This is a genomic window from Enterobacter sp. MGH 38 (assembly GCF_000492855.1).
Lineage (GTDB): Bacteria > Pseudomonadota > Gammaproteobacteria > Enterobacterales > Enterobacteriaceae > Enterobacter > Enterobacter hormaechei_C.
Window position 1 is genome coordinate 732834 of record NZ_KI535608.1, and the last position, 26738, is coordinate 759571.

The window sequence follows — 26738 nt, forward strand, 5'->3', positions numbered from 1 at the left end:
TATCCTCAGGATGAATGCAGAAAAATGCATAAGAAGCGAACCGATAAGTAAACGATTGCGTTTTACGTGGCTTTTTTGCCACAGGTCAATTCCCTTTCCGGGCGGGATCGCACATAATCCCCTCCCGGTTTGCACACCGGGAATCCAGGAGAGTTCATGTACTACCCCTTCGTTCGTAAAGCCCTTTTCCAGCTCGATCCTGAGCGCGCTCATGAATTTACATTTCAGCAGTTACGCCGTATTACAGGAACGCCTCTGGCCGCGCTGGTGCGTCAAAACGTGCCGGAAAAACCAGTTCAGTGCATGGGCCTGACTTTCAAAAATCCACTGGGCCTGGCGGCCGGTCTGGACAAAAATGGCGAATGCATTGATGCACTCGGTGCGATGGGCTTTGGCTCGATCGAAATCGGGACGGTAACGCCGCGTCCGCAGCCGGGAAATGACAAGCCACGTCTGTTTCGCCTGGTTGAAGCCGAAGGGCTGATCAACCGCATGGGCTTTAATAACCTTGGCGTCGATCATCTGGTTGAGAACGTTAAGAAAGCCCATTTTGATGGCGTGCTGGGTATTAATATTGGCAAAAATAAAGACACGCCGGTCGAGCAGGGTAAAGATGACTATCTGATTTGTATGGAAAAAGTCTATGCCTATGCCGGTTATATTGCGGTGAATATTTCCTCGCCTAACACCCCAGGGCTGCGTTCATTACAATATGGCGAAGCGCTCGACGATCTTCTTAGCGCCATTAAAAATAAACAAACGGCGCTACAGGCGATCCACCATAAATATGTTCCGGTCGCGGTTAAGATCGCCCCGGATCTTTCGGCAGAAGAATTGATCCAGGTTGCCGACAGTTTAGTTCGCCATAATATTGATGGTGTGATTGCGACCAATACGACACTCGATCGCTCTCTCGTTCAGGGAATGAAAAACTGTGACGAAGCGGGTGGATTAAGTGGCCGTCCGGTACAATTAAAAAGCACCGAAATTATTCGCGCACTCTCCGCGGAATTAAAAGGCCAGCTGCCGATTATTGGCGTGGGTGGCATTGACTCCGTCATCGCTGCACGTGAGAAGATGGCGGCAGGCGCATCGCTGGTGCAAATTTATTCCGGCTTTATTTTTAAAGGGCCGCCGCTGATTAAAGAAATCGTCACGCATATCTAATCTTTTCTCTTAATCAGACAACCAGGGCTTTATTTCCAGCCCTGGTTGTTTTATATTCCGTCATTGTTGCTTATTTAGACATTATAGTCTTTTATTACTAGTGTTATAAGCGAAGCGGCAAACAGGACATTTTTAGTACAGGACGTTTAGGGGACGGGAGAGAAACATGCGAATTAAACCTGACGATAACTGGCGCTGGTATTTTTGTGAAGAGCATGACCGTATGATGCTCGACTTAGCCAACGGCATGTTGTTTCGCTCTCGTTTTGCGCGCCGAATGTTAACGCCAGACGCGTTTGCTCCCTCAGGCTTTTGCGTTGACGATGCCGCGCTCTATTTCTCTTTTGAAGAAAAATGCCGCGATCTCGATCTCTCCAAAGAACAGCGCGCCGAACTGGTATTAAACGCGCTGGTGGCGATCCGTTTCCTGAAACCGCAAATGCCGAAAAGCTGGCATTTCCTTGCGCACGGCATGAGCTGGACCCCGGCTATCGGCGATGCGGCGAGCGTCAATCTGAGCGATACCGAAGAGGAGGTGAATTTGCTGGTGGTTGAACCCGGTGAAAACGCTGCGCTCTGTTTGCTGGCCCAACCCGGCGTGAACATTGCCGGGCGAGTTATGCAGTTAGGTGATGCCATCAAAGTGATGAACGACAGGCTGAAGCCACAGCTGCGCGTTGATTCCTTCAGCCTCGAACAGGCGGTTTAAGCTTCCAGCTGTACGGATGTTTTCGGGACACAGCTACAGCACAGGATCGTGCCGTCACCGCCAATCGCAGATTTCTTCAGGGCACTCACTTCACCATCGACCAGTTTAATGCGACAGCATCCGCAAATCCCCGCGCGACAGGAATACGGTACGCGGATACCCGCCTGTTCCAGTTGTTCCAGTAGCACCTGCTGATTGTTACCACGGATAACTTTGCCTTCCCAGTGAATATCCACCGCGGAAGCGACGTTGGTTACCACGTCAACCATCTCTTCTTCCTGACCTGCGCCATACACCCTGGCAGGCCCTCGGGTAAGGATCTCGATCTCGTCGCCCACGCGGATCACGCCGCTGGAGCGGGGGATCAGGTTCTGGCCGAAGTCGACATCACCTTTATCCTGCGCGGTGCGAAATGACTGCAAGGTTTTTAGCGGTTCACCGGAAGGATGCTTCTGGCCTTTCTCCGGGCTAATGGTGGTGAGAATACAGCGGCTGCACGGTTTCACCACGTCAAAAATAACGCTGCCGATGCGGATGACTTTCCAGGTATCTTCATCCCAGGCCTCCGCTCCGGTCACCACCAGATTCGGGCGAAACTGCTCCATCTGCACGCTGGCTTTGCAACGTTTTTGTAAATCTCGCAGCGAGGCCTCGCTGGTCAGCAGAAAGGGAAAACCATCCGCGAAGGAGAGGGGAACCGCATCGTGGCGCTTCACGCGACGGGTCAGCGCAGGCCCAACCCAGCGCAGCTGAACGTCACGGGAGAAAAAGCCGCTGAGCCACTGGTTAATGTTATCCGGCGCGATACGCGCGGTAAAATGATTGCCCCACACTTCCGTTGGCGCATCAAGCGGCGCAAAATCAGCAAAGCGGATCACGACGCTTGAACCGTCTGGCGCGGTCAAATGCAGCCCGTCATGAAGCGGGGAAGGCGTAAAGCGAACCATCTGCGGGAACTGACGTGCGGTGATAAACGTACCGTCAGGCTCGGTGACCATAAAAATACGATCGAAGGCGAATCCGCTCATATCGGCCAGCGCGTGAGTCACGCCGATACCGCGCATCGATTTCACCGGATGAATAAAAAGCCTGGATAACGTCGCCACTACACACTCCCGCTAAAGAAAATAAGCCTTCAACTTTATGACATACACGCCATATTAGCTATAATGCGCGACAATTTTCTATGAGTAAAAGTGACGATATGAATTCTCTGTTTGCCAGTACGGCCCGTGGGCTGGAAGAGCTGTTAAAAACTGAACTGGAAGCCCTGGGCGCGAAAGAGTGCCGGGTGGTTCAGGGTGGTGTCCATTTTGAGGGCGACACGCGGCTTATTTACCAGAGCCTGATGTGGAGCCGTCTGGCGTCGCGCATCATGCTGCCGATGAAAGAGTGCAAGGTCTACAGCGATCTTGATCTCTACACCGGCGTACAGATGATCGACTGGACAGAGATCTTCACCCCGGACGCCACCTTTGCGGTGCATTTCAACGGCGTCAACGATGAGATCCGCAACAGCCAGTACGGTGCCCTGCGCGTTAAGGATGCCATTGTGGACTGCTTCACGCGTCGTAATAAAGAACGTCCGAACGTTGACCGTGAAAACCCGGATCTGCGTATCAACGTCTGGCTGAACGGCGATACGGCCAGTATTTCCCTTGATCTGAGCGGCGCAGGCCTGCATCTGCGCGGTTATCGCGATCGCACCGGGATGGCGCCGATCAAAGAAACGCTGGCTGCCGCTATCGTGATGCGCTCCGGATGGCAGCCAGGTACGCCGCTGCTCGATCCGATGTGCGGTTCCGGTACGCTGCTGATTGAAGCCGCGATGCTGGCCACCGACCGTGCGCCAGGGCTGCACCGCGGCCACTGGGGCTTCAAAGGCTGGGCGCAGCACGATGAGGCCATCTGGAAAGAGGTCAAAGACGATGCGCAGACCCGCGCCCGTAAAGGGCTGGCGGAATACACCTCTCACTTTTACGGTTCGGACAGCGATGCACGGGTGATTGAACGTGCGCGCAGCAACGCCCGTCGTGCCGGTATCGGCGAGCTGGTCACCTTCGAGGTGAAAGACGTAGCGAACCTGACCAACCCGTTGCCAAAAGGCCCGTACGGTACGGTGATCAGCAACCCGCCGTATGGTGAGCGTCTGGACAGCGAGCCGGCGCTGATTGCACTGCACAGCCTGCTGGGCCGCAACATGAAAGCGCATTTCGGCGGCTGGAACCTCTCCCTGTTTAGCGCCTCGCCGGAGCTGCTGAGCTGCCTGCAATTGCGTGCCGATCGCCAGTTCAAGGCGAAAAACGGCCCGCTGGACTGCGTGCAGAAAAACTACCATCTGGCAGAGATAGCGGCGGATAGCAAACCGTCAGGCGTGGCGGAAGATTACGCCAACCGCCTGCGCAAAAACCTGAAGAAATTTGAGAAGTGGGCAAAGCAGGAAGGCATCGAATGTTATCGCCTGTACGACGCTGACCTGCCGGAATACAACGTGGCGGTTGACCGCTATGCGGACTGGGTAGTGGTTCAGGAATACGCCCCGCCGAAAACTATCGATGCGCAAAAAGCGCGTCAGCGTATGCTGGATGTGATTGCGGCCACCATCGCCGTACTCGGCATTTCGCCAAACAAGCTGGTGCTGAAAACCCGTGAGCGTCAGAAAGGCAAAAACCAGTATCAGAAGATGGGCGAGAAGGGTGACTTCATCGAAGTGGGCGAATATAACGCGCGCCTGTGGGTTAACCTGACCGACTACCTTGATACCGGTCTGTTCCTCGACCACCGTATCGCCCGCCGCATGCTGGGCCAGATGAGCAAGGGCAAAGACTTCCTGAACCTGTTCTCCTATACCGGTAGCGCCAGTGTTCATGCGGGGCTTGGCGGCGCGCGTAGCACCACCACGGTCGATATGTCCCGTACTTATCTGGAGTGGGCAGAGCGCAACCTGCGTCTTAACGGCTTAACCGGTCGTCAGCATCGCCTGTTACAGGCCGACGTGCTGGGCTGGCTGCGCGATACCGACGAGCAGTTTGACCTGATCTTTATCGATCCGCCGACCTTCTCTAACTCCAAGCGTATGGAGGATAGCTTTGACGTTCAACGCGATCACCTGCGCCTGATGACCGACCTGAAGCGCCTGCTGCGTAAAGGCGGCACCATTATGTTCTCGAACAACAAGCGCGGATTCCGCATGGATCACGACGGCCTGGCCGAACTGGGACTGAAAGCACAAGAAATCAGCCAAAAAACGCTGTCTCAGGACTTTGCCCGTAACCGTCAAATCCACAACTGCTGGCTGATTTCCGCGGTCTGAAAGGAAAAATAAATGTCTTTAATTAGTATGCACGGCGCGTGGCTCTCTTTCAGCGACTCACCGCTTCTCGATAATGCAGAGCTGCATATCGAAGATAACGAGCGCGTCTGTCTGGTGGGCCGTAACGGCGCAGGTAAATCGACGCTGATGAAAATCCTCAACCGTGAGCAGGGGCTGGATGACGGCCGTATTGTTTACGAGCAGGATCTGATCGTCTCTCGTCTGCAACAGGATCCGCCGCGTAACGTCACCGGCAGCGTTTACGATTTTGTGGCCGAAGGGATTTCAGAGCAGGCGGAATACCTCAAGCGTTACCACGAGATTTCGCATCTGGTCATGACGGACCCGAGCGACAAGAATCTCAACGAGCTGGCAAAAGTGCAGGAGATGCTCGATCACCACGGTCTGTGGCAGCTGGAAAACCGCATTAATGAAGTGCTGGCCCAGCTTGGCCTGGAAGCGGATATGGAGCTGTCGGCGCTCTCCGGCGGCTGGCTGCGTAAAGCGGCGCTGGGCCGTGCCCTGGTGAGCGGGCCTAAGGTGCTGCTGCTGGACGAACCGACGAACCACCTGGATATCGAAGCGATTGACTGGCTGGAAGGGTTCCTGAAAACCTTTAACGGCACCATTATCTTCATCTCCCACGACCGTTCGTTCATCCGCAATATGGCCACGCGCATTGTCGACCTCGACCGCGGCAAGCTGGTGACTTACCCGGGCGATTACGATACCTATCTACTGGAGAAAGAAGAGAACCTGCGCGTCGAAGAGCTGCAAAACGCCGAGTTCGACCGCAAGCTGGCACAGGAAGAGGTCTGGATCCGTCAGGGCATCAAAGCCCGTCGTACCCGTAACGAAGGCCGCGTTCGCGCCCTCAAGGCGATGCGCCGCGAACGTAGCGAACGCCGTGAAGTCATGGGGAGCGCCAAAATGCAGGTTGAAGAGGCGTCCCGCTCGGGCAAGATTGTCTTCGAAATGGAGAACGTGAATTATTCGGTTGACGGCAAAGTGCTGGTAAACGATTTCTCCGCTCAGGTTCAGCGCGGCGACAAAATTGCGCTGATCGGCCCGAACGGGTGCGGTAAAACCACGCTGCTGAAACTGATGCTCGGTCAGCTCCAGGCCGACAGCGGTCGTATCCACTGCGGTACCAAACTGGAAGTGGCGTACTTCGACCAGCACCGCGCAGAGCTGGATCCAGACCGTACGGTGATGGATAACCTCGCTGAGGGCAAACAGGAGGTCATGGTTAACGGCAAGCCGCGTCACGTGCTGGGCTACCTTCAGGACTTCCTGTTCCACCCGAAACGCGCCATGACGCCGGTGCGCGCGCTGTCCGGCGGTGAGCGTAACCGTCTTTTGCTGGCGCGTTTGTTCCTGAAACCCAGTAACTTATTGATTCTCGATGAACCGACTAACGATCTGGATGTCGAAACGCTGGAACTGCTGGAAGAGTTGATTGATGGTTATCAGGGAACCGTGATGCTGGTCAGCCACGATCGTCAGTTTGTCGATAACACCGTGACCGAGTGCTGGATCTTCGAAGGCGAAGGACGCATCGGGCAATATGTAGGCGGCTATCATGACGCGCGTGGACAGCAATCACAGTCGCTGGCGCAAAAACAGGCGAAGACCAAAAATGTCGCTGAACCTGTTGTTGCAAAAGCAGAAACTGTCAAAAAGTCTCCTGCTAAAATGAGTTATAACTTGCAGCGCGAGCTGGAGGGGCTGCCGCAGCGTCTGGAAGAGCTGGAAGCTGCACTGGAAGCACTGCAAATCCAGGTCGCTGATGCGTCATTCTTTACGCAGCCTCACGACTATACTCAGAAAGTATTGGCTGAACTCTCCCAAGCTGAACAGGCGCTGGAAGAGGCATTTGAGCGCTGGGAGTACCTTGAGTCTCTGAAAAACGGCGCATAAACAGGGATAATCTATGTGTGACCAGCACCATGCCGATCGGCATATATTATGCTCGCAATGCGATATGCTCGTGGCGTTGCCAGAGCTTGGTCACGGACATAAGGCTGCCTGCCCGCGCTGCGGCGCTACGCTGACGACCGAGTGGGACGCGCCAAGGCAGCGTCCTACGGCTTATGCGCTGGCAGCCTTATTCATGTTACTGCTCTCCAATCTCTTCCCTTTCATCTATATGAAAGTAGGTGGGATGACCAGCCAGGTAGATTTACTGGAAATTCCTGGCGTGATGTTCTCGGAAGATTACGCCAGCCTTGGCACCTTCTTTCTTCTGTTCGTGCAGATCGTCCCGGCTTTTTGCCTGGTCGTCATTCTGCTGCTGGTCAACCGCGTCAGGATGCCCACTGTCCTTAAAATCAAACTCGCGCGGATCCTTTTCCAGCTGAAAAGCTGGGGGATGGCGGAAATTTTTCTCGCGGGTATCCTGGTCAGCTTCGTGAAGCTGATGGCCTACGGCGATGTGGGGATTGGCAGCAGCTTTATTCCGTGGTGTCTGTATTGCGTGCTGCAACTGCGCGCGTTCCAGTGCGTGGACCGACGCTGGGCCTGGGACGATATTGCCCCGGCGCCGACGCTCTCGCAGACGGTAAAGGTGGGCGTACCGGGTATCCGTCAGGGGCTTCGCTCCTGCTCGTGCTGCACCGCCGTGCTGCCCGCGGATGTCGAGGTGTGTCCGCGCTGTGAAACAAAAGGTCACGTCCGGCGCAAAAATAGCCTGCAATGGACCATGGCGCTGCTGGTGACCTCTGTCATGCTCTATCTGCCCGCCAATATCTTGCCGATCATGATCACCGATTTGCTCGGCGACAGAATGCCCTCGACCATACTGGCCGGGGTGATTTTGCTGTGGAGCGAGGGATCTTACCCTGTAGCAGGCGTCATATTCCTCGCCAGTATTATGGTTCCGACCTTAAAGATGATTGCCATTGCCTGGCTTTGCTGGGATGCAAAAGGGCACGGTAAGCGAGACAGCGAGCGCATGCATCTGATTTATGAGGTCGTGGAATTTGTTGGCCGCTGGTCGATGATTGACGTGTTCGTGATTGCGGTTCTCTCAGCGCTGGTGCGTATGGGGGGGCTGATGAGTATTTATCCCGCTATGGGAGCGCTGATGTTTGCGTTGGTCGTCATTATGACCATGTTTGCGGCCATGACCTTCGACCCTCGTTTATCGTGGGATCGTGAGCCCGATTCAAGCCATGAGGAAGAGTAAGAGCATGGAAAATAAGAGTGGAGAGGCTAAAGTGCAGAAGGTCAGAAACTGGTCGCCGGTGTGGATTTTCCCCATCGTGACCGCGCTGATCGGTGCATGGATCCTGTTTTATCATTACAGCCATCAGGGACCGGAAGTCACGCTAATTACCACCAATGCAGAGGGGATTGAGGGCGGAAAAACCACCATCAAGAGCCGCAGCGTGGATGTGGGTGTCGTGGAAAGCGCGACCCTGACGGATGATTTAACCCATGTTGAAATCAAGGCCCGCCTGAATGCTGGCATGGAAAAACTGCTCCATGAAGATTCTGTTTTTTGGGTAGTGAAACCGCAGGTTGGTAGAGAAGGGATCAGCGGCTTAGGGACGCTATTGTCCGGGGCTTATATTGAACTCCAGCCCGGCAACAAAGGCGCCCAGCCAGCAAACTATCAGCTGCTGGATTCACCGCCGCTTGCGCCACCGGATGCAAAAGGGATCCGCGTTATTCTGGACAGTAAAAAAGCGGGCCAGCTCTCGCCGGGCGATCCGGTGCTGTTCCGTGGGTATCGCGTCGGTTCGGTTGAAACAAGCACCTTCGATCCGCAAAAACGGACCATCAGCTATCAGCTATTTATCAACGCGCCTAATGACCGCCTGGTGACCAGCAACGTTCGCTTCTGGAAAGACAGCGGGATCGCGGTAGATCTCACCTCTGCGGGGATGCGCGTTGAGATGGGTTCACTCACCACGCTGTTTGGTGGGGGCGTCAGTTTTGACGTGCCGGAAGGTATAGATCTGGGACAACCGGTGGCGGAGAAAACCGCCTTCAGACTGTTTGACGATCAAAAAAGCATTCAGGATGCGCTCTATACCGATCACATCGACTACCTGATGTTCTTTAAGGACTCTGTACGCGGCTTGCAGCCAGGGGCGCCAGTTGAGTTCCGCGGTATTCGTCTGGGGACAGTGGGACAAGTGCCTTACTTTGTTCCGGGACTGAAGCAGATGCTTGATGATGATTATCGTATTCCGGTGCTGATCCGCATTGAGCCTGAGCGTTTGATTAACCAGATAGGCGAGGACCAGGATATTGGGGAGCATATCAGCGACCTGCTGAATCGCGGGCTGCGCGGCTCGCTGAAAACCGGCAACCTGGTCACAGGGGCGTTGTATGTCGATATGGACTTCTATCCAAAAGCGCCACCAATGACGGGTATCCGTGAATTTGGTGGCTACAAAATCATTCCTACGGTCAGCAGTGGCCTGGCGCAGATCCAACAGCGCCTGATGGAAACGCTGGATAAGATCAACAATCTGCCGCTGAATCCAATGCTTGAAGCTGCGACGGGATCACTGCATCAGAGCCAGGCAACGATGCAACGTCTGCAAACCACGCTGGATAATATCAACAAGATCACCGCTAACCAGTCCATGCAGCAGCTGCCGCAGGATATGCAGAAAACGTTGCGCGAACTGAATCGTAGTATGCAGGGCTTCCAGCCGGGCTCAGCGGCCTACAACAAGATGGTGGCGGATATGCAACGTCTTGATCAGGTTTTACGCGAGCTACAGCCCGTTCTGAAAACGCTCAATGAAAAGAGCAACGCACTGGTGTTTGAAGCGAAAGACAAAAAGGATCCTGAGCCTAAGAGGGCGAAACAATGAAAAAATGGCTAATCATCGCAGGCGCACTGGTATTAACGGCCTGTAGCTCTGGAAGCGATAACAAAAGCTACTACCAGCTGCCGTTAAGCGCCCAGTCCGGTGCGCAGAGCAGCACCTCGCAGGGCAGCCGTCTGCTGTGGGTTGAACAGGTTGCCGTGCCAGATTACCTGGCGGGCAACGGGGTGGTCTACCAGACCAGCGATGTGCAGTACGTAATCGCCAACAATAACCTGTGGGCCAGCCCGCTGGATCAGCAGCTACGCAATACGCTGGTGGCGAATCTGAGCAGCCAGCTCCCCGGTTGGGTCGTTGCCTCGCAGCCTCTGGGAAGCGATCAGGACACTCTGAATGTTAACGTGACGGGATTCCATGGCCGCTATGATGGTGCTGTTGTTATCAGCGGGGAGTGGCTGCTGAATCACCAGGGTCAGCTGATTAAGCGTCCTTTCCATCTTGAACTCAAGCAGCAGAAAGATGGCTATGACGAAATGGTGAAAGTACTTGCGCAGGGATGGGCACAGGAGTCGGCTGCTATCGCAAGAGAGATTTCCCGCCTGCCATAAGTAAAATTCATCGACGAAAGCCGCACTCAGCTTCTTGCTGATTGCGGCTTTTTTTTCGTTTTGCGTTCAGGTTGTTACTTGTCCCGCGTCACATTTTTTGTACAAACGATCTTCCATGTAGCTCACAAATATGACACCCGTATGAATTTTGAACGTTGACGCTGACGTCGATTCGGGGTATTCGTTAACTGTGCTTGCACATATTGCAACCACTGTTTTCTTTCCACCAGACAAAAGAATGAGGGAAACGAGGCATGAAGAGACAGAAACGAGATCGCCTGGAAAGGGCTCATCAACGTGGTTATCAGGCTGGCATCGCCGGACGTTCAAAAGAAATGTGTCCCTATCAGGCCCTGAATCAAAGGTCCCAATGGCTAGGGGGCTGGCGAGAAGCCATCGGAGACAGGGCAGTACTTGCTTGATACCGTCTCTTTAAAAAGAAACCTCCGCAATGCGGAGGTTTCGCCTTTCTGGATGGGGCTAAAAGCCGTTATCAGAAAGCGGAGGTATCCTGGAACAGACCCACTTTCAGGTCGTTCGCGGTATAGATCAGGCGACCATCTACCAGCACTTCACCGTCCGCCAGGCCCATAATCAGGCGGCGGTTAACGATGCGTTTGAAATGGATACGGTAGGTGACTTTCTTCGCGGTAGGCAGAACCTGACCGGTGAATTTCACTTCGCCTACGCCCAACGCACGGCCTTTGCCTTCACCGCCAAGCCAGCCCAGATAGAAGCCAACCAGCTGCCACATGGCATCGAGGCCCAGGCAGCCAGGCATTACCGGATCGCCAATAAAGTGGCAACCGAAGAACCACAGGTCCGGGTTGATATCGAGTTCTGCTTCTACGTAACCCTTATCAAAGTTGCCGCCGGTTTCGGTCATTTTCACGACACGGTCCATCATCAGCATATTTGGGGCTGGTAACTGCGGGCCTTTCGCGCCAAACAGTTCACCGCGACCAGAGGCAAGAAGGTCTTCTTTAGTATAGGATTCGCGTTTATCTACCATGTTCTCAGTAAGCCTTATTTTAGTGAAGGACGCAGGATAGCTAACACGTGTACGCTGAACAAGTCCGATCAGTTCGCACTAAACCAACTTAACCAGCGTAACGGCCACGGATAACGATGACGAGCATCCTGCTGTGTCGCCTGAGCTATACGTTCCTGAATGGTCTGCATCAGGGTTGTCTGGCCTTCGCCGTCCCAGACCAGGTTTGTCAGTAAGGGTAGTGCATCCTCAACCCCTTCGATGGCCCAGACGGTGAATTGTTCCTGCTCTACCGCATCCAGAATCGCCTGGCTCAGGCTCAAATGGCGAGCGTTAGGTGCCGGAATAATCACGCCCTGTTTGCCGTTTAAACCGCGCTGCTGGCAGATTGCGAAGAAGCCTTCGATTTTCTCATTCAGTCCGCCCACCGGTTGGGCACGGCCAAACTGATCCACGGACCCGGTAATCGCAATATTCTGGTTAATCGGCACGTCTGCAAGCGCGCTGATCACGGCGCACAGCTCCGCCATTGAGGCGCTGTCGCCGTCGACTTCACTGTAGGACTGCTCAAAGGTCAACGAGGCAGAGAAGGGGATCTGCTGCTCGAGCTGAAGTTCAGACATCAGGAACGCCTGCATGATCATCATGCCTTTGGCATGAATGTTTCCGCCCAGTTCGGCCTTGCGTTCGATATCGGTAAATTCGCCGTCACCAATGTGTACGACACAGCTGATACGGGAAGGCTCACCAAAGGCGCGCGGGTGTCCGGGGAACTCGATGACGGACAAGGCGTTGATTTGCCCGATACGTTCGCCTTCGGTCTCCACCAGAATCTGTTCCAGCAGAATTTCATCCTGCATACGGTCAGCAAGATAACCTTCACGCCATTCACGCTGGGCCAGCATCTGGCTAAGCTGCTCACCGGTAAACGGACCGTTACCGCTGATAACCCCCACTTCACGCAGCTGTTTACCGATCCAGAGCGGGCAGAGCGGCAGGGTTTCCTGATCGCCAGTGTAGCGTACGGCCTCGCGGATTAAGCCCGGCCACGCATCCTCGGCAGGCGAGGGCAGTGCGAAACGTTCCGCCACGGCCATAACCCACTGACACCACTGCGCCATGTCATCGGCATCGGCGATCTGAATATTATCTTCAAATTCGCTATAGACAGCCTGCTCCGCGAGTTCTGGCTCCATTTCCTGGAAATCAGCCAGAGATTCACGGTCGCCCGTCAGCACGACGGTCAGCGACAGCGGCATAGACGGAATGGATACAGGCAGCGGACGCGAATCGTCGTAGCCTACCCAGTCAAAACGTTGCTGCGTCACCACCGTTTTCAGGCGCATCCACAGCAGAGGCTGAGCAAGCAGGGTGCGAAGGGAAATGAGCAACACGCCGCCATTCGCGCGGTGTACCAGCCCCGGTTGCAGTGACACATCGCCATTGAACTGACGAAGGCAGCCGAACAGCTGTTCTGCTTCCACCCAGTTGGCGGTGATCACCTCGCCTTTTGCAGCGAACTGTCCGTCTGCCTGCGTGGCAGGTTCGTACGTCACCTCACGTCCGGCAATATGATACTGGCCACCAAAAACGGCATTCGTTTTTGGCTGCAACTGGCGCATGGCATCACCGAGAAGCGTCAGATACTCGGCTTCTTCCGGGGCTTTGAGCAGCATGAAAGGAGATGTAGCCCATGGGGATGACATCTGCTCCAGCGCGTAATGCAAACGCGGTTGTGTATCGCTAAGTATGAATTCGTGTTCTTTTGTGAGGTCTGGCTGTGCAAACAGCTCCTGATAGCTCTCGGTATCCGGAACCAGGTCACGCCATGCAAGTTTCGTAATGGTCAAAGTTGATGTTTTTTAGTCAGAAGTAAAACCGTGGAGTATACCGTAAGCGGCGCACTCTGCCCAATCAGGATTCGGGTTTTCGTCATGCGGATCGCCTGCGGCGTTTCACAGGATATGATTTCTTTTCAGCAGATTGCCAAAAAACTGATATTCTGAACAGAGTTACACGGTAACACTGAGATCGCAATGAAATATCAACAACTGGAAAACCTCGAAAGCGGCTGGAAATGGAAGTACCTGGTCAAAAAGCACCGTGAAGGGGAGCTGATCACCTGCTACATCGAAGCCAGCGCGGCGCAAGAAGCTGTGGATATGTTGCTGACCCTCGAAAACGAACCGGTACTGGTCAACGGCTGGATTGAGAAACACATTAATCCGGCCCTGTTAAACCGGATGAAGCAAACTATCCGTGCTCGTCGTAAACGGCATTTCAATGCCGAGCATCAGCACACCCGTAAGAAATCCATCGACCTGGAGTTTATGGTCTGGCAGCGTCTGGCCGGGCTTGCGCAACGGCGCGGGAAAACCCTGTCGGAAACGGTGGTGCAGCTGATTGAAGATGCCGAGCACAAAGAGAAGTATGCCAGCCAGATGTCGACGCTGAAGAACGATCTACAGGCACTGTTAGGTAAAAAATAAGCGTTTTGCTTTTCTTCAGATAATAAAAAACCCCGCATGGCGGGGTTTTTTTATAAGACGATAACTTATGCCGCAGGCTGAGTTACAACGTCTTTGATACCTTTAACTTCGATCTCTACGCGACGATCTGGTGCCAGGCAGTCGATCAGTGCAGCGCGTGGTTTCACGTTGTCACAGGTAGAACCGGTAACTGGGTTAGATTCGCCCATACCACGTGGGGAGATCTTGTTAGCTGGGATACCTTTAGATACCAGGTAATCAACTACAGACTGAGCACGTTTCTCAGACAGACCCTGGTTGTAAGCGTCAGAACCGATACGGTCGGTGAAGCCCAGAACCACTACAGAACCGTCTTTAGGATCCAGGTTGCTCAGCTGGGTGTACAGCTGATCCAGTGCCTGCTGACCTTCTGGTTTCAGGGTAGCTTTGTTGAAGTTGAACAGAACGTCAGACTTCAGAGTGAAGTGCTTGGTCTGTACTTCTGGCGCTGGAGCCGGAGCTGGAGCTACGACTGGCGCATCTTCCTGCTGACCGAAACGGTAAGAAACACCAACGCTCAGCATGCCGTTGTCTGGACGAACGCCAACGGTAGCACCGTCACCGATGTTGTTAACCCACTGGTATTCCAGACGGGTAGCGATGTCACGGGTCATTGCCCACTCAACGCCACCAGCGAATACTGGGGAAACACCCGTGTCGTGGTCGTCACCAGCACGGCTGTTGCTGGAGTCTGCACGCCATACCATGCCGCCCAGACGGGTGTACACGTCCAGATCGTCAGTTACTGGGTAACCCAGTTTAGCGGTCAGCTGTACGCCCTGAGCTTTGAAAGCGCCATTGGTTTCGTTGCCTTTGTAAGGCATACGACCTAACCAGTCGTAACCCATTTCAAAGCCAACATACGGGTTAACCTGATAGCCACCGAACGCACCTGCACCAAGCTGGCTCTCATGAGTTGGGCCATCATTGTTGTTTGCGCTGTCGTACCAACCGGTGTCATGGAACTGAGACCAACCCAGTTTACCACCTGCATACCAGGTATTATCTTTCGGAGCGGCCTGCGCTACGGTAGCGAAGCCAGCCAGTGCCACTGCAATCGCGATAGCTGTCTTTTTCATTTTTTGCGCCTCGTTATCATCCAAAATTTGCCATGAATATCTCCATCGGAGGAATCACGGTTAAATCCTTCACCGGGGGGCGTGGTCAAATATAAACCTACCGATATCTTCGGCTTAGGCCGAGCACCCCTGGCGATGTAAAGTCTACAACGTAGCTGAAAACTTACAAGTGTGAAGTCCGTCAGGCATATGAAAAAAAAAGTTCCGTATACCTAATATTTAACAATTTTTGAACGAATTTTGTGCAGTAAAATTAACGAGAACCGCGTCAGACAAGACTTGCCGCAGTTTTGGCGCGTTGAACTTTTTTTGCATACTGCGGTCGAAAAAAATTCCAGGAAAACTCTTAAAATCACTCAATGGTACACATTCGAGTGAATTTTTAGCGCGGGATGTTGTCCTCTGCGATAGGAATCTCCACGAACTGGCCGCATGATGAAACCCATCGCGTTACCTTCTTCAGCCGCTTCAGTCAGACGCAAATGTTCTTCTTGCGACAGATCCTCAGGCAACCACCCAATCACGACGCTATAGTTCCCGGTACGTAATGCCCGGACCATCGACTCGACCGTATCGCAAGGGGAGAGTTGATTAATCTGCATCACCTTCGCTAACGGCAGACCAGCCGACTGAACCCATTCGCGACTTAATTTTTGCTGTGGCGTCAGCCAGAGCTGCCAGCGAGACTGTTGCCCGAGCTGCTGCAAAAGCGGCAGGAGTAAGAGTTGTGTCAACAGCGGCTGGTCTTCACGGTAAACCACTTCACTGATAAGCCCTGTCGATTCACGCCCGATAGAATTCTGCGCAGCATTGCCTGCGGCAGAAGTAGAAGGTGTTAAGTGATTTGCATAGCCTGAAGTGTACATAATCATTCCAGCCCTGTAGTTACTGTATGGATATACAGTAACCCCTGTATGCATAAAGATCAACCTCATTTTCGGAAAGCGACTCGCAAATTTCATCCATTCCTGGTGAACATGAAAAAATCATCTTGCCCAACGGCAATAAGTTGCCTATTTTCCTGCTAACGGATCCGTTAGTAAGAAATATCGTGGTTACTGTATGATTTTTGATGGAATTATCATGAAAAAGATATCTTATGAGCGGATTTATCAATCTCAAGAATACCTCTCTCCGCTGGGCGAAATTCATCATCGCGCCCTGTTTGGCGGTTATACCCTGGCCGTGGATGAAGCGGTGTTCGCGATGGTGTCTGACGGCGAGCTGTACCTTCGCGCCTGTGAGCAAAGTGCAAAATACTGTGTAAAAAACGCTTCCTCTTTTCTGACCCTGATGAAACGAGGACGCCCAGTGCTGCTTAATTACTACCGTGTGGACGAAGGTCTGTGGCAAAACAGGGAAAAACTGCTTCAGCTCTCCTCGTTTGCGCTCGATGCCGCCAGGAAAGAGCGCTACCAGCGCCATCAGCGTAACCGGCTTAAAGATCTGCCGAACCTGACCTTTCAGATTGAGGTCCTGCTTATGGAGGCGGGCATTACCAATGAAGAGACGCTACGACAGTTGGGGGCGAAGACGAGCTGGCTGAAAATGCGCTCGAAGAATAAAGCGCTGAGTATCCGGGTATTGTTCGCGCTTGAAGGCGCGATTGAAGGGTTACATGAAGCGGCACTCCCGGCGGATATTCGCCGGGAGCTTACGGAGTGGTTTAATGCGCTGCCTGAGTCGCAGGGCCATCATTCCGCCAGGTAGCGATCTGCTGTCGCAGCCGACAAATTTCCGGCAGCAAAGCGATAAGCAGGCCAATTTGCTGAAGGACCAGTGGAGCTTTGTTGTCGGTGCCTGGATCAAGGTGTGCGATACGTTGCACCAGTTCATCCAGTGCCTGGTGAACCCGTGGCTCATCCGCAGGTTGATGATGAAGCGCATCATCAACGTAGCAAACGGCGTCGTCCAGCAGCGCCAGGATGTCCGGATTCGTCAGTTTCTCTCGGTGGGCGCCAAGGGTAGAGATATAGCTGGTGAACGTGTGGTTCAGACACAGCAGGCGGAAGGCTGTCTCACGGATTTCTGCCGTAGCGCGCGGCTCAGTTGACATATTCGAGACAACGGAAGCCAGCTCTGCGTCAGTGTTATGCGCATCGCGACGGGCAATCCGATAGGCCAGACGGTTATCGCGACCCTGATGGTATTGCTCAAGAATAGCATCCAGGTAGCGGCAGTTGGCGTTCATTGCTCTGTCGGACACCCGCGGTAAATTTCGGAAACGCCAGTCAGGCCAGATAAAACTCACCGCCGCCCAGGCGATGGCGCAGCCGATTAGCGTGTCAATCACACGGGGGAGGGCCACCTCAAAGCCTTCACCCAGCAGATTGAAGCAGAGCAGCACCAGCAGCGTGATGAACATCGTGGCGTGGGCATACTGCACATTGCGGAAAGCGAAGAACAGTACACCGGTAATCACAATCAGGATCAGTTGCCCTTCTACGGATGGCACAAAGTAGAGCACCGGCAGCCCGATGGCGACCCCGACTAATGTCCCGACAATACGCAGCGCGAGCCGATGGCGGGTAGCGTTATAGTTCGGCTGGCAGACAAACAGGCTGGTCAACAGGATCCAGTAGCCGTGGTGCAATCCTGTTATCTGGATAAACGCGTAGCCGACGCACAGTACCAGCGACATCCTTACCGCATGGCGAAAGAGGGCGGATTCCGGCGTAAAATGACGGCTCAGGCGCAGCCACATATCGCTGAAACCGTTGAGACTGTCGTCGGCAAGCTGGTTGTCAGCGTCATTGCCCGGCATCGCCATCGCCTGTTCAGACTCAATGGTGGCGAGCTGAGCATCAATGGCTCTCAGGTTGTTGAGCAGGAATCCCAGGGCTTTGAACTGTTCCGGTGATGTCCCACTGGCCTGAACGCGATCGAGCGCCGCATCCAGGTGACTGAATGCGCGTTCAAAGCGCGGATCGTGCTGATAGGGCGTGCGCAGCAGTATTGAGCGCGCAAGTTGCTGGCAGGCCTGAGACTGCATCGACAGCAGGCGCTGGAAACGGAACATCACGTCGCTATAGCGGAATTTCTCGCGCAGGTCAGCGTACTGCACATGCGAGGAGCTGGCGCGCTCGTGAATATCCTGGGCGACAAAATAGTAGTGCAGTGTGCGCCGTGTACCGCGCTGACCGCGATCGCCGCGCAGACGGGTGAGCAGAGACGCTTTGGTCTGATTCAGCGTGGCGACCAGCTGGCCATTTGCCAGCGCCAGATCGTACAGGGGCGCCTGACTGTCCTCTTCAATATCCGGATCAAACAGCCGGGATTTCAGCTCCAGATAGTGGGCCAGCTGTTCGTAACTGCGGGCAATGTTGTCCTGTAAGGCACGAACCGGAAAAATAAGATGCCCGGTTAAGGTCAGCAGGTTATACCAGATAGCACCCAACAGCAGCAGGACCGGTTGCTGATACCACTGCTCGTAAAGAGAGACGCCCAGCATGGTGTAAATGGCAATCAGCAGGGCGCCAAACGCGATAGTGGCGTAGCGTTGCCCGAGGCCGCCGAGCAAAATGAAGCCGCTGGTGGACACCGTCAGCCCTAAGGCAAACAGCCAGGGCCACGGGAAAAGCAGCTCAACGGAGGCGGAAGCAATAAAGAAGCAGACCAGCGTGATGACCAGATTACGCAAACGACCGGCCAGGCGGTCGTCGAGATCCGCCAGCGCACCGGCCACCACCCCAAGCGTGAGGGGGATGGTGAGCTTCACATCATTCAGCCACCACGGCAGAGCGACGGTGCCGCAGAGGGCGATAAAAATCCTGACGTTATACAGCCAGTTACTGTTCCATGTATAGCGACGAAGCAGGGGGCTTAGCATGAGAGCGGCCAGTCCTTATTACTGAAAACGACGACGGGCATTGGCTTCACGCGCGGCTTGCGCGACTTCGACCGGGACAACTCGGCGTCCTACCGGCCACAGGGCGATGGTGGCAATTTTGAAATTAGCGATGCCAACCGGAATGCCAATAATCGTAATGCACAGGGCGATGCCGGCGAAAATATGCATCAGACACAGCCACCAGCCAAAGAAGATCAGCCATAAAATATTCAGCAGCGTGCCGCCGGTATTCATCAGGGCATTTTTTCTTTCCGGCTCCAGCTCATCCACGTGCACGGCTTCATTTCCATAAGGAACGAGGGACAGTTTGGTGATTTCCCAGCAGGAGCGCGTCAGCGGAAGGGTGAAGATGAGCACAATGCTCACCAGGGTGGCAAAAAGCCAGGAAAGGGTGGTGGCAAAACCGCCAAGGACAAAATTCAACACATTCAGAACGGTACGCATAAACCCTCATTTCCTTCGATATGATTAACGCCCGGTGATTGTAACGTTTTTTTGGGCTGGAGCACCTTAAAACTGGCAGTTAAACTGTCTGACAAATTATGACCTCGTGGATCCGGCAGGATATGGAACTGAAAGCAACTTCAATGGGCAAACGCCTGGCGCAGCACCCTTACGACAAGGTTGTCCTTCTCAATGCGGGAGTGAAAGTCTCCGGGGAACGCCACGAATACCTTATTCCGTTTAATCAGCTACTGGCCATTCATTGTAAACGAGGGCTGGTATGGGGGGAGCTGGAGTTCGTCTTGCCGTCAGACAAAGTGGTGCGGCTTCACGGGACCGAGTGGGCGGAAACCCAACGCTTCCACTACCATCTGAATACGCGCTGGCAACAGTGGAGCCAGGAAATGAGCATGATAGCCGCACAGGTGCTGCAACAGGTGCTGGACGATATCGCGCTAAGCAATACGCAGCAGAAGTGGCTGACGCGCCAGCAAACCGCCGGGCTTCAGCAAAAAATTGCCCAGGCGCTGACGGCATTGCCTTTACCGGTGGCGCGGCTTGAGGAATTTGATAACTGCCGCGACGCGTGGCGGAAGTGTCAGGCCTGGCTGAACGATATCGAGAAAAGCCGTCTGGCGCATAACCAGGCCTGGACTGAGGCGATGCTTACGCAATATGCCGATTTTTTCAGTACGGTGGAATCATCGCCCCTCAATCCTGCCCAGGCGCGCGCCGTGGTGAATGGCGAGCAGTCTCTTTTAGTGCTGGCAGGCGCCGGGAGCGGCAAAACGTCGGTGCTGGTGGCACGCGCGGGCTGGCTTCTGACAACGGGCGAGGCGGTTGCCGACCAGATTTTGCTGCTGGCCTTTGGTCGCAAGGCGGCGCAGGAGATGGATGAGCGCATTCAGGCGCGTTTGCATACCCAGGATATCTCGGCGCGCACGTTCCACTCCCTCGCTTTACACATCATTCAACAGGGCAGCAAAAAAGTCCCTGTTGTCAGCAAGCTGGAGAACGACGCTCAGGCTCGCCAGACGCTGTTTATCAAGGCATGGCGTCAGCAGTGCAGTGAAAAAAAGGCGCAGGCGAAAGGCTGGCGTCAGTGGCTTGAAGAGGAACTCAACTGGGAGGTGCCGGAGGGCAGCTTCTGGCAGGATGAAAAGCTGGCGCGCCGGCTGGGCTCTCGTCTAGACCGGTGGGTAAGCCTGATGCGCATGCACGGCGGCTCTCAGGCGGAGATGATAGAAAGCGCACCGGAGTCGATCCGCGCCGTGTTTTCTAAGCGGGTTAAGCTGATGGCGCCGATGCTGAAAGCGTGGAAAACCGCGCTGAAAGACGAAAACGCGGTCGATTTTTCGGGGCTGATCCATCAGGCCATTATCATTCTGGAGAAAGGGCGCTTCGTCAGCCCGTGGAAACACATTCTGGTGGATGAGTTTCAGGATATCTCGCCGCAGCGCGCTGCGCTGCTTTCGGCGCTGCGGGCGCAGAATAAACACACGTCGCTGTTTGCCGTGGGCGATGACTGGCAGGCTATCTACCGTTTCAGCGGGGCGCAACTTTCTCTCACGACGGCCTTCCACCACTATTTTGGGGAAGGCGATCGCAGCGATCTGGACACCACCTACCGCTTCAACGCGCGGATTGGCGAAATAGCCAACCGTTTTATTCAGCAGAACCCGCATCAGCTGTCGAAACCGCTTAACAGCCTGAGGTCTGGGGATAAAAAGGCCGTCACGCTGCTGGCGGACGATCAGCTGGAACCGCTGCTGGATAAACTGAGCGGCTATGCGAAACCGGATGAACGAATTCTGGTGCTGGCGCGTTACCACCACCTCAAGCCGACGGCGCTGGAAAAAGCGGCGACGCGCTGGCCAAAACTACAGCTCGATTTCATGACCATTCATGCCAGTAAAGGGCAGCAGGCCGACTACGTGATTGTGGTGGGGCTAAAAGAGGGGAGCGACGGTTTCCCGGCGCCGGCGCGGGAATCCGTGATGGAAGAGGCGTTATTACCTGTTCCGGAAGATTTTCCGGATGCAGAGGAGCGGCGCTTACTGTACGTGGCGATAACCCGCGCGCGCCATCGCGTGTGGCTCTTGTTCAACAAAGAGGAGCCGTCGGTGTTTGTCGATATTTTGAAGAGTATTGACGTGCCGGTGACGAGAAAGCCGTAACGCGCCGGGCAAATTCTGTAGGCCCGGTAAGCGCAGCGCCACCGGGCAAAAAACTACTTCAGTCTCTCCGCAAGATAACGCTGATAATCCGGGATCAAAATCTCCACCGGATCGTTAAACTGCGGCGATTCAATGATGAAATCTGCCGTTGAAAGATTGGTGGCTACCGGAATGTTCCACACCGTAGCCAGACGCAGCAGCGCTTTAACGTCCGGATCATGCGGAACCGCGTTCAGCGGATCCCAGAAGAAAATCAGAACGTCAATTTTACCTTCTGAAATCTGAGCGCCTACCTGCTGGTCACCCCCCATCGGGCCGCTCAGCATGGCATTCACTTCCAGACCAGTTTCGCGGTGGATCAGGTTGCCGGTTGTTCCCGTAGCAGAAAGGGCATGATGCTGTAAAAGAGGCTGATGGCGACGAACCCAGTTAAGCAGCATTTGTTTACAGTGATCGTGCGCAACCAGAGCAATGTGCTTGCGCGCCGGAAGTGTGCGTGTTGTCAGTTCCATAATCTTATCCGTGAGGTTACCTCGCTACACGATGACGGGAACTGACTGATGCTGCAAGAGAAAGGACAAAAAAATGTGGCTTACGACGAAGGTTGTTGTTTTGCCCATTGCAGAAAACGGGCGCGCGTGTCCGGATCGGCATTCTGGAACCAGAACTTGAGACGTTGCTCAGTAAGGGTCTGCGACTGAGGGGGGAGTACATCCAGCTCCGATACGCCCGAAAGCAGGGTACTGTCATCCGCCATCATGGTGGCGAACTGGGGCAGCGAGGCGCGCCTGCTGGCCCTGTTGTAGGCCTCGGTGTCCGCTTCATAGTCAGTTCCCTTTGGCCTTTTTGTCAGCGCCAGAATATCCAGCTTTACCGGGATGGGCATGGAATCCCCGTCCACCAGTTCAATGCGCGGCGAGGCATCAAATGCCAGTGACTCCTTTTCTGTCTCAAGGCGCGGGAGACGAAAATTGACCTGGCTGATACGCTGGGTATTAAAGCTGACCACCAGCGGAGGCGAAATGTACACCTGCTGTTCGTCGTCGGCGAGGCGAATGGTCTTTTCCACCCGAAAAACCAGCTGATGCGGGCCGTTATCCAGCTCGATGCTGTCTGCGCCCCGCAGCAGGGAGCTGGAGACTTTTTTCCCGTCCAGCACCAGCAGGTCAATGTCGGTTGTGAGTCTGAGAGTAGTTGCGAAAACACAAACCGGCATGATTAACGCAACCACAGCCCAGGCAATGCCGGTTTTCATAGCAGACTCCTGTAGACAAACTACCCGGTAAGAATGTATCAAAATTTTTCGATAAACACGTTTACTAACATATAGACATATTCTGCCGTTTTGCCCTCATACTTCTGTATGGGATGCGTGGTTGAGATGTTCGCTTTGACGTACACTTTGAAAAAAACCAGGAGGAATAGCATGAAAGAGAACGACATTGTCGAGATTCTGACGACCACGCGCACTATCGCGCTGGTCGGCGCGAGCGATAAACCGGATCGCCCAAGCTATCGGGTCATGAAATACCTTCTGGACCAGGGATATCACGTGATCCCGGTCTCGCCGAAGGTGGCGGGGAAAACGCTGCTGGGTCAGCAGGGTTATGCGACGCTCGCGGACGTGCCGGAAAAGGTGGATATGGTGGACGTTTTTCGTAATTCAGAAGCGGCCTGGGGCGTGGCGCAGGAAGCGATCGCCATTGGCGCGAAAACGCTGTGGATGCAACTGGGCGTGATTAATGAGCAGGCGGCCGTGCTGGCACGCGATGCCGGGCTGAAAGTGGTGATGGATCGCTGTCCGGCAATCGATATTCCCCGTCTGGGGCTGGCAAAATAAAAAAAGCCCGTTTGACGGGCTTTTTTACACCTTTAGTTACGCAGTCTTGGTGCCTGTAACTGTTTGCGGATGGTCTGAGCAAGCTCGTCCATAGTGGGTTGTTCCGGATGCTCATCCTGTAGTTCACCACTCAGCTGCGCTTCGGCAAGATAGGTATGGACAGGCTGACCATCGTCGCCCTCCATAACCACATGATACCAGGGCGCGGCGCGAAGCTCTGCGTCAACGGCCAGATCGTCTGCTGACGGTTCATCAAGGGAATACTCCGGGTCGATATCCACGACCACACCCAAATATCCAAGCAAGGTGTGGCGGACCTGCTGGCCGATACCGAATTTGCTGGCAATCATAGTCACCTCCCGGGAAACATTACATACACACTATGTGCGGGCAATATTTCTCTTTTCAAGTTACATGACGCGACAGGCAAACCCTTTCAGATACAGCCCTTCCGGGTAGGTAGCGATCACCGGGTGATCGGCGGCCTGACGGAACTGCTCTATAAATTGTACATCACGACTCGCATCTATTGCGGCATCGGCGATGATTTTTTGGAATAAATCTGTCGTCATCAGGCCAGAGCAGGAGAACGTCAGCAGTACGCCGCCCGGGTTCAGCAGCTGGATCGCCAGCATGTTAATGTCTTTATAGCCACGGCAAGCGCCCATCAGCTGGCTTTTATTTTCTACAAACTTCGGTGGGTCCATCACGATAACGTCAAATTTCTCGCCCTGGTCGCGGTATTTACGCAGCAGTTTGAACACGTCGTCGCGCACAAACTCCGCTTTGCTCAGATCCAGCTTGTTCAGCTCAACGTTCTGTTTCGCCACGTCCAGCGCTTCCTGTGAGGTGTCGACGCTCACAACCTGGGCACAGCCGCCCATCAGGGCAGAGACCGCAAAGCCGCCGGTATAAGAGAAGCAGTTCAGCACGCGCCTATCGGCAACGTACTGGCGCGTTGCCAGACGGCTGTCACGCTGGTCGAGGTAATAACCGGTCTTATGGCCGCCCTGGATATCCACCAGCAGCTTCATGCCATGCTCTTCAATAGGCAGCAGGGCAGGCGGCAGTTCGCCGGTGACCGGGCCTTGCGTCAGCTCCATGCCCTCTTTTTTACGTACCGCCACGTCGCTGCGGTCGTAAATGGCACATTCCGGGAACAGGGTTTGCAGGGCGCTAATCAGCGCGGCACGCTGGTATTCCGCCCCGGCGCTCAGCAGCTGCAACACCAGGAAATTGCCGAAGCGGTCGATGGTCACGCCCGGCAGCCCGTCGGACTCTCCGGCAATCAGACGATAGCTGTCCAGCCCGTCACGCTTTGCCAGCCACTCACGCCACTGCTGCGCCTGTTGCAGACGACGGACAAAGAAGTCGATATCGATGGCTTCTTCTTTATTGAACGTCCAGACGCGCGCGCGGATCTGAGATGCAGGCGAGTATGCGCCGCGTGCTAACCATTTCCCCTGATGGTCAACAATATCGATGGTTTCACCGAGGCTGGCTTTACCTTCCATGCGGGCAACCGCGCCGGAAAAGACCCAGGGATGACGGCGCAGTAATGACTTCTCGCGCCCTTTGGCTAACACTAAACGTACACTCATAATTTGCTATTCTGTCGATTCCAATGAAATGGCCGCCATTTTCCCGACTTCAGTGAGGAAATGCAACGCGCCAGTCGGATAAGGAGAAGGATGATGTCAAATGTTTGCACCATTGCCTGGGTCCATGGCCTTGTACAGGGCGTCGGATTCCGCTACAGCACCCAGCGCGAAGCCCTTCAGCTCGGGCTGACGGGGTATGCGCGTAACATGGATGATGGCAGCGTGGAGGTTGTGGCCTGCGGTGAGGCGGATCGGGTAGAGAAGCTGGTGGCGTGGCTGAAAGCGGGCGGACCGCGCAGTGCGCGGGTTGATAAGGTGCTAACGGAACCGCATCAACCCGGCCGGGAATACGCTGACTTCAGTATTCGCTATTAAATGCATTTTACCGGCTTTGGCAGGCCGGCGATTTTTGTCGCCTGTTTAGCCGGGCCTTTCGGAAACAGGCGATACAGATAACGGCTGTTGCCTTTCTCTTCGCCAAATTTATTCGCCATGGCTTTGACCAGCATGCGGATAGCTGGCGACGTGTTGAATTCAAGGTAAAATTCTCGCACGAAGCGCACCACTTCCCAGTGTTCCGGGGAGAGGGTAATTCCTTCGTTTTCCGCAATTTTCTCCGCCAGCGCTTCGCTCCACTGGCTGCTCTCTTTCAGATAACCGTCGTTATCGGTTTCGATCTCTTTGCCTTCAAAACTCAACATATTCATTCACGCGTTAGTCAAAAACCGCCTCAGTCTACCAAAAAAACAAAGCCCCGCATAAGCGGGGCCCTGTTCACAGCACGGTGAGTTAATCGCGGCTGGCGAAGCCCAGGATGCTCAGCAGGCTGACAAAAATGTTGTACAGCGACACATACAGGCTCACGGTGGCGCGGATATAGTTCGTCTCACCGCCGTGAATGATGTTGCTGGTTTCATACAGGATTGCGCCGGATGAAATCAGGATAAACACCGCGCTGATTGCCAGATGCAGCGCAGGCAATTGCAGGAAGATGTTCGCCAGCATACCGACCAGTACAATCACGATACCCGCCATCAGCATACCGCCAAGGAAGGACATGTCCTTACGGGTGGTCAGCACGTAGGCCGAGCAGCAGAAGAACACCAGCGCGGTACCGCCCAGCGCCATACCAATCACGTCGCCCATTCCGGCAGACAGATAGGCATTCAGGATTGGCCCCAGAATGTAGCCCAGGAAGCCGGTAAAGGCGAACGCGGAGAGAATCCCCACCGGTTTATCCGCGGTTTTGTAGGTCAGGAACATCAGACCGTACATACCCACCAGCGTCAGGATCAGGCCTGGAGAAGGCAGCATCAGTACGGTGCTGGCCGTTGCGGTGATCGCCGAAAACGCCAGCGTCAGGCTGAGCATGAAATAGGTATTGCGCAGCACCTTATGGGTGCTGAGTAGCGATGTGCGGTCGCGTGAAGAAGTAATTATACGATCCATGAGTCACTCTCTTATGACAGATGTAATTAGCGCAAAGAATAGGAAACGGCGCGGCAGACGCAAAGTGGTTTTACCCATCTTTACTCAGCCCCTTAGGGATTATGCTGGTTTTTTATTCTGGCAAAGCCTTTGTACTCAGAATGAAGTGCGGTTTGTAGGGCGTATTCAGATCAACCTCTTATAGGTCACTGAAAA

At 54.4% G+C, this 26738-nt stretch carries 26 protein-coding genes; 13 read left to right on the top strand and 13 right to left on the bottom strand.

What is annotated here, in order from left to right; translation table 11 throughout:
* Window positions 1-156: 156 nt before the first annotated feature.
* Entirely contained in the window at window positions 157-1167 is a 1011-nt protein-coding gene (gene pyrD, locus L384_RS07940; RefSeq protein ID WP_015570907.1) for a quinone-dependent dihydroorotate dehydrogenase, read from the top strand.
* A gap of 166 nt (window positions 1168-1333) precedes the next feature.
* Complete coding sequence (gene zapC / locus L384_RS07935) at window positions 1334-1876, top strand: cell division protein ZapC (RefSeq protein WP_003858176.1); 543 nt, start codon at window positions 1334-1336, stop codon at window positions 1874-1876.
* Here zapC and L384_RS07930 read toward each other — a convergent pair.
* Complete coding sequence (locus L384_RS07930) at window positions 1873-2982, bottom strand: YcbX family protein (RefSeq protein WP_003858174.1); 1110 nt, start codon at window positions 2980-2982, stop codon at window positions 1873-1875. The two genes, zapC and L384_RS07930, sit on opposite strands and share 4 nt — an antisense overlap.
* A gap of 98 nt (window positions 2983-3080) precedes the next feature.
* Here L384_RS07930 and rlmKL point away from each other — a divergent pair, with 98 nt between their 5' ends.
* The 6 genes from rlmKL (at window position 3081) to rmf (ending at window position 11006) form a co-directional block, all read left to right on the top strand.
* The gene (rlmKL, locus tag L384_RS07925) at window positions 3081-5189 is read left to right on the top strand and encodes a bifunctional 23S rRNA (guanine(2069)-N(7))-methyltransferase RlmK/23S rRNA (guanine(2445)-N(2))-methyltransferase RlmL (RefSeq protein ID WP_003858171.1); all 2109 of its coding nucleotides are present in this window, start codon (window positions 3081-3083) and stop codon (window positions 5187-5189) included.
* Window positions 5190-5201: 12 nt separating this feature from the next.
* Entirely contained in the window at window positions 5202-7109 is a 1908-nt protein-coding gene (locus L384_RS07920) for an ABC transporter ATP-binding protein (protein WP_006809352.1), read from the top strand.
* A gap of 13 nt (window positions 7110-7122) precedes the next feature.
* Window positions 7123-8376, top strand: a complete 1254-nt coding sequence (gene pqiA / locus L384_RS07915; protein WP_017693685.1) for a membrane integrity-associated transporter subunit PqiA — start codon at window positions 7123-7125, stop codon at window positions 8374-8376.
* Between the two features lie 4 nt (window positions 8377-8380).
* On the top strand, window positions 8381-10021 hold the full coding sequence (gene pqiB / locus L384_RS07910; RefSeq protein WP_003858166.1) for an intermembrane transport protein PqiB: 1641 nt from the start codon (window positions 8381-8383) through the stop codon (window positions 10019-10021).
* Window positions 10018-10584 (top strand): membrane integrity-associated transporter subunit PqiC, encoded by a 567-nt coding sequence (gene pqiC, locus L384_RS07905; protein WP_017384809.1) that lies wholly within the window; start codon window positions 10018-10020, stop codon window positions 10582-10584. The genes pqiB and pqiC overlap by 4 nt, the downstream gene beginning before the upstream one ends.
* A 254-nt stretch (window positions 10585-10838) precedes the next feature.
* Window positions 10839-11006: a ribosome modulation factor gene (rmf, locus tag L384_RS0121170; RefSeq protein ID WP_003858162.1), complete on the top strand. Its 168-nt coding sequence runs from the start codon at window positions 10839-10841 to the stop codon at window positions 11004-11006.
* 71 nt (window positions 11007-11077) lie between these two features.
* Here rmf and fabA read toward each other — a convergent pair whose 3' ends face one another.
* Window positions 11078-11596, bottom strand: a complete 519-nt coding sequence (gene fabA / locus L384_RS07900; protein ID WP_000227926.1) for a bifunctional 3-hydroxydecanoyl-ACP dehydratase/trans-2-decenoyl-ACP isomerase — start codon at window positions 11594-11596, stop codon at window positions 11078-11080.
* Window positions 11597-11664: 68 nt separating this feature from the next.
* Complete coding sequence (locus L384_RS07895) at window positions 11665-13425, bottom strand: AAA family ATPase (protein WP_003858160.1); 1761 nt, start codon at window positions 13423-13425, stop codon at window positions 11665-11667.
* A 186-nt stretch (window positions 13426-13611) separates the two neighbouring features.
* On the opposite strand from L384_RS07895, the gene matP reads away from it, so the two are divergent.
* Complete coding sequence (matP, locus tag L384_RS07890; protein WP_003858158.1) at window positions 13612-14064, top strand: macrodomain Ter protein MatP; 453 nt, start codon at window positions 13612-13614, stop codon at window positions 14062-14064.
* 65 nt (window positions 14065-14129) lie between these two features.
* Here matP and ompA read toward each other — a convergent pair whose 3' ends face one another.
* Window positions 14130-15182 (bottom strand): porin OmpA, encoded by a 1053-nt coding sequence (ompA, locus tag L384_RS07885; RefSeq protein ID WP_003858156.1) that lies wholly within the window; start codon window positions 15180-15182, stop codon window positions 14130-14132.
* A 356-nt stretch (window positions 15183-15538) separates the two neighbouring features.
* Window positions 15539-16048, bottom strand: coding sequence for an SOS-induced cell division inhibitor SulA (gene sulA, locus L384_RS07880; RefSeq protein WP_003858155.1), 510 nt, complete (start codon window positions 16046-16048; stop codon window positions 15539-15541).
* 217 nt (window positions 16049-16265) lie between these two features.
* Between sulA and L384_RS07875 the strand changes: the two genes are divergently transcribed.
* Window positions 16266-16892 (top strand): TfoX/Sxy family DNA transformation protein, encoded by a 627-nt coding sequence (locus L384_RS07875; protein WP_023315767.1) that lies wholly within the window; start codon window positions 16266-16268, stop codon window positions 16890-16892.
* Here the strand turns inward: L384_RS07875 and yccS are convergent.
* Together yccS and L384_RS07865 are read right to left on the bottom strand one after the other, a co-directional pair.
* A complete protein-coding gene (gene yccS / locus L384_RS07870; RefSeq protein WP_003858151.1) occupies window positions 16849-19011 on the bottom strand; it encodes a YccS family putative transporter in 2163 nt (720 codons plus the stop codon). The two genes, L384_RS07875 and yccS, sit on opposite strands and share 44 nt — an antisense overlap.
* An 18-nt stretch (window positions 19012-19029) precedes the next feature.
* Window positions 19030-19476: a YccF domain-containing protein gene (locus L384_RS07865; protein ID WP_023324415.1), complete on the bottom strand. Its 447-nt coding sequence runs from the start codon at window positions 19474-19476 to the stop codon at window positions 19030-19032.
* A 122-nt stretch (window positions 19477-19598) separates the two neighbouring features.
* Here L384_RS07865 and helD point away from each other — a divergent pair, with 122 nt between their 5' ends.
* Entirely contained in the window at window positions 19599-21653 is a 2055-nt protein-coding gene (gene helD / locus L384_RS07860) for a DNA helicase IV (protein WP_023324416.1), read from the top strand.
* Between the two features lie 53 nt (window positions 21654-21706).
* On the opposite strand, the gene mgsA is transcribed toward helD, so the two are convergent.
* Entirely contained in the window at window positions 21707-22165 is a 459-nt protein-coding gene (gene mgsA / locus L384_RS07855; protein ID WP_003858146.1) for a methylglyoxal synthase, read from the bottom strand.
* A gap of 80 nt (window positions 22166-22245) precedes the next feature.
* Complete coding sequence (locus tag L384_RS07850) at window positions 22246-22908, bottom strand: curli synthesis inhibitor (RefSeq protein WP_003858142.1); 663 nt, start codon at window positions 22906-22908, stop codon at window positions 22246-22248.
* Between the two features lie 171 nt (window positions 22909-23079).
* Here L384_RS07850 and L384_RS07845 point away from each other — a divergent pair, with 171 nt between their 5' ends.
* Complete coding sequence (locus L384_RS07845) at window positions 23080-23493, top strand: CoA-binding protein (protein WP_003858138.1); 414 nt, start codon at window positions 23080-23082, stop codon at window positions 23491-23493.
* Between the two features lie 32 nt (window positions 23494-23525).
* Here L384_RS07845 and hspQ read toward each other — a convergent pair whose 3' ends face one another.
* Both hspQ and rlmI read right to left on the bottom strand, forming a co-directional pair.
* Window positions 23526-23843 carry a heat shock protein HspQ gene (gene hspQ, locus L384_RS07840; protein WP_003858136.1) on the bottom strand — a complete coding sequence of 106 codons (318 nt, stop codon included), beginning with the start codon at window positions 23841-23843 and terminating at the stop codon, window positions 23526-23528.
* A gap of 60 nt (window positions 23844-23903) precedes the next feature.
* Window positions 23904-25094: a 23S rRNA (cytosine(1962)-C(5))-methyltransferase RlmI gene (gene rlmI, locus L384_RS07835; protein ID WP_023324417.1), complete on the bottom strand. Its 1191-nt coding sequence runs from the start codon at window positions 25092-25094 to the stop codon at window positions 23904-23906.
* Window positions 25095-25187: 93 nt separating this feature from the next.
* Here rlmI and yccX point away from each other — a divergent pair, with 93 nt between their 5' ends.
* Window positions 25188-25469 (top strand): acylphosphatase, encoded by a 282-nt coding sequence (yccX, locus tag L384_RS07830; protein WP_003858131.1) that lies wholly within the window; start codon window positions 25188-25190, stop codon window positions 25467-25469.
* Here yccX and tusE read toward each other — a convergent pair.
* Both tusE and yccA read right to left on the bottom strand, forming a co-directional pair.
* Window positions 25466-25795: a sulfurtransferase TusE gene (tusE, locus tag L384_RS07825; RefSeq protein WP_003858129.1), complete on the bottom strand. Its 330-nt coding sequence runs from the start codon at window positions 25793-25795 to the stop codon at window positions 25466-25468. The two genes, yccX and tusE, sit on opposite strands and share 4 nt — an antisense overlap.
* An 88-nt stretch (window positions 25796-25883) precedes the next feature.
* Window positions 25884-26543 (bottom strand): FtsH protease modulator YccA, encoded by a 660-nt coding sequence (gene yccA, locus L384_RS07820; protein WP_003858127.1) that lies wholly within the window; start codon window positions 26541-26543, stop codon window positions 25884-25886.
* Window positions 26544-26738: the final 195 nt, after the last annotated feature.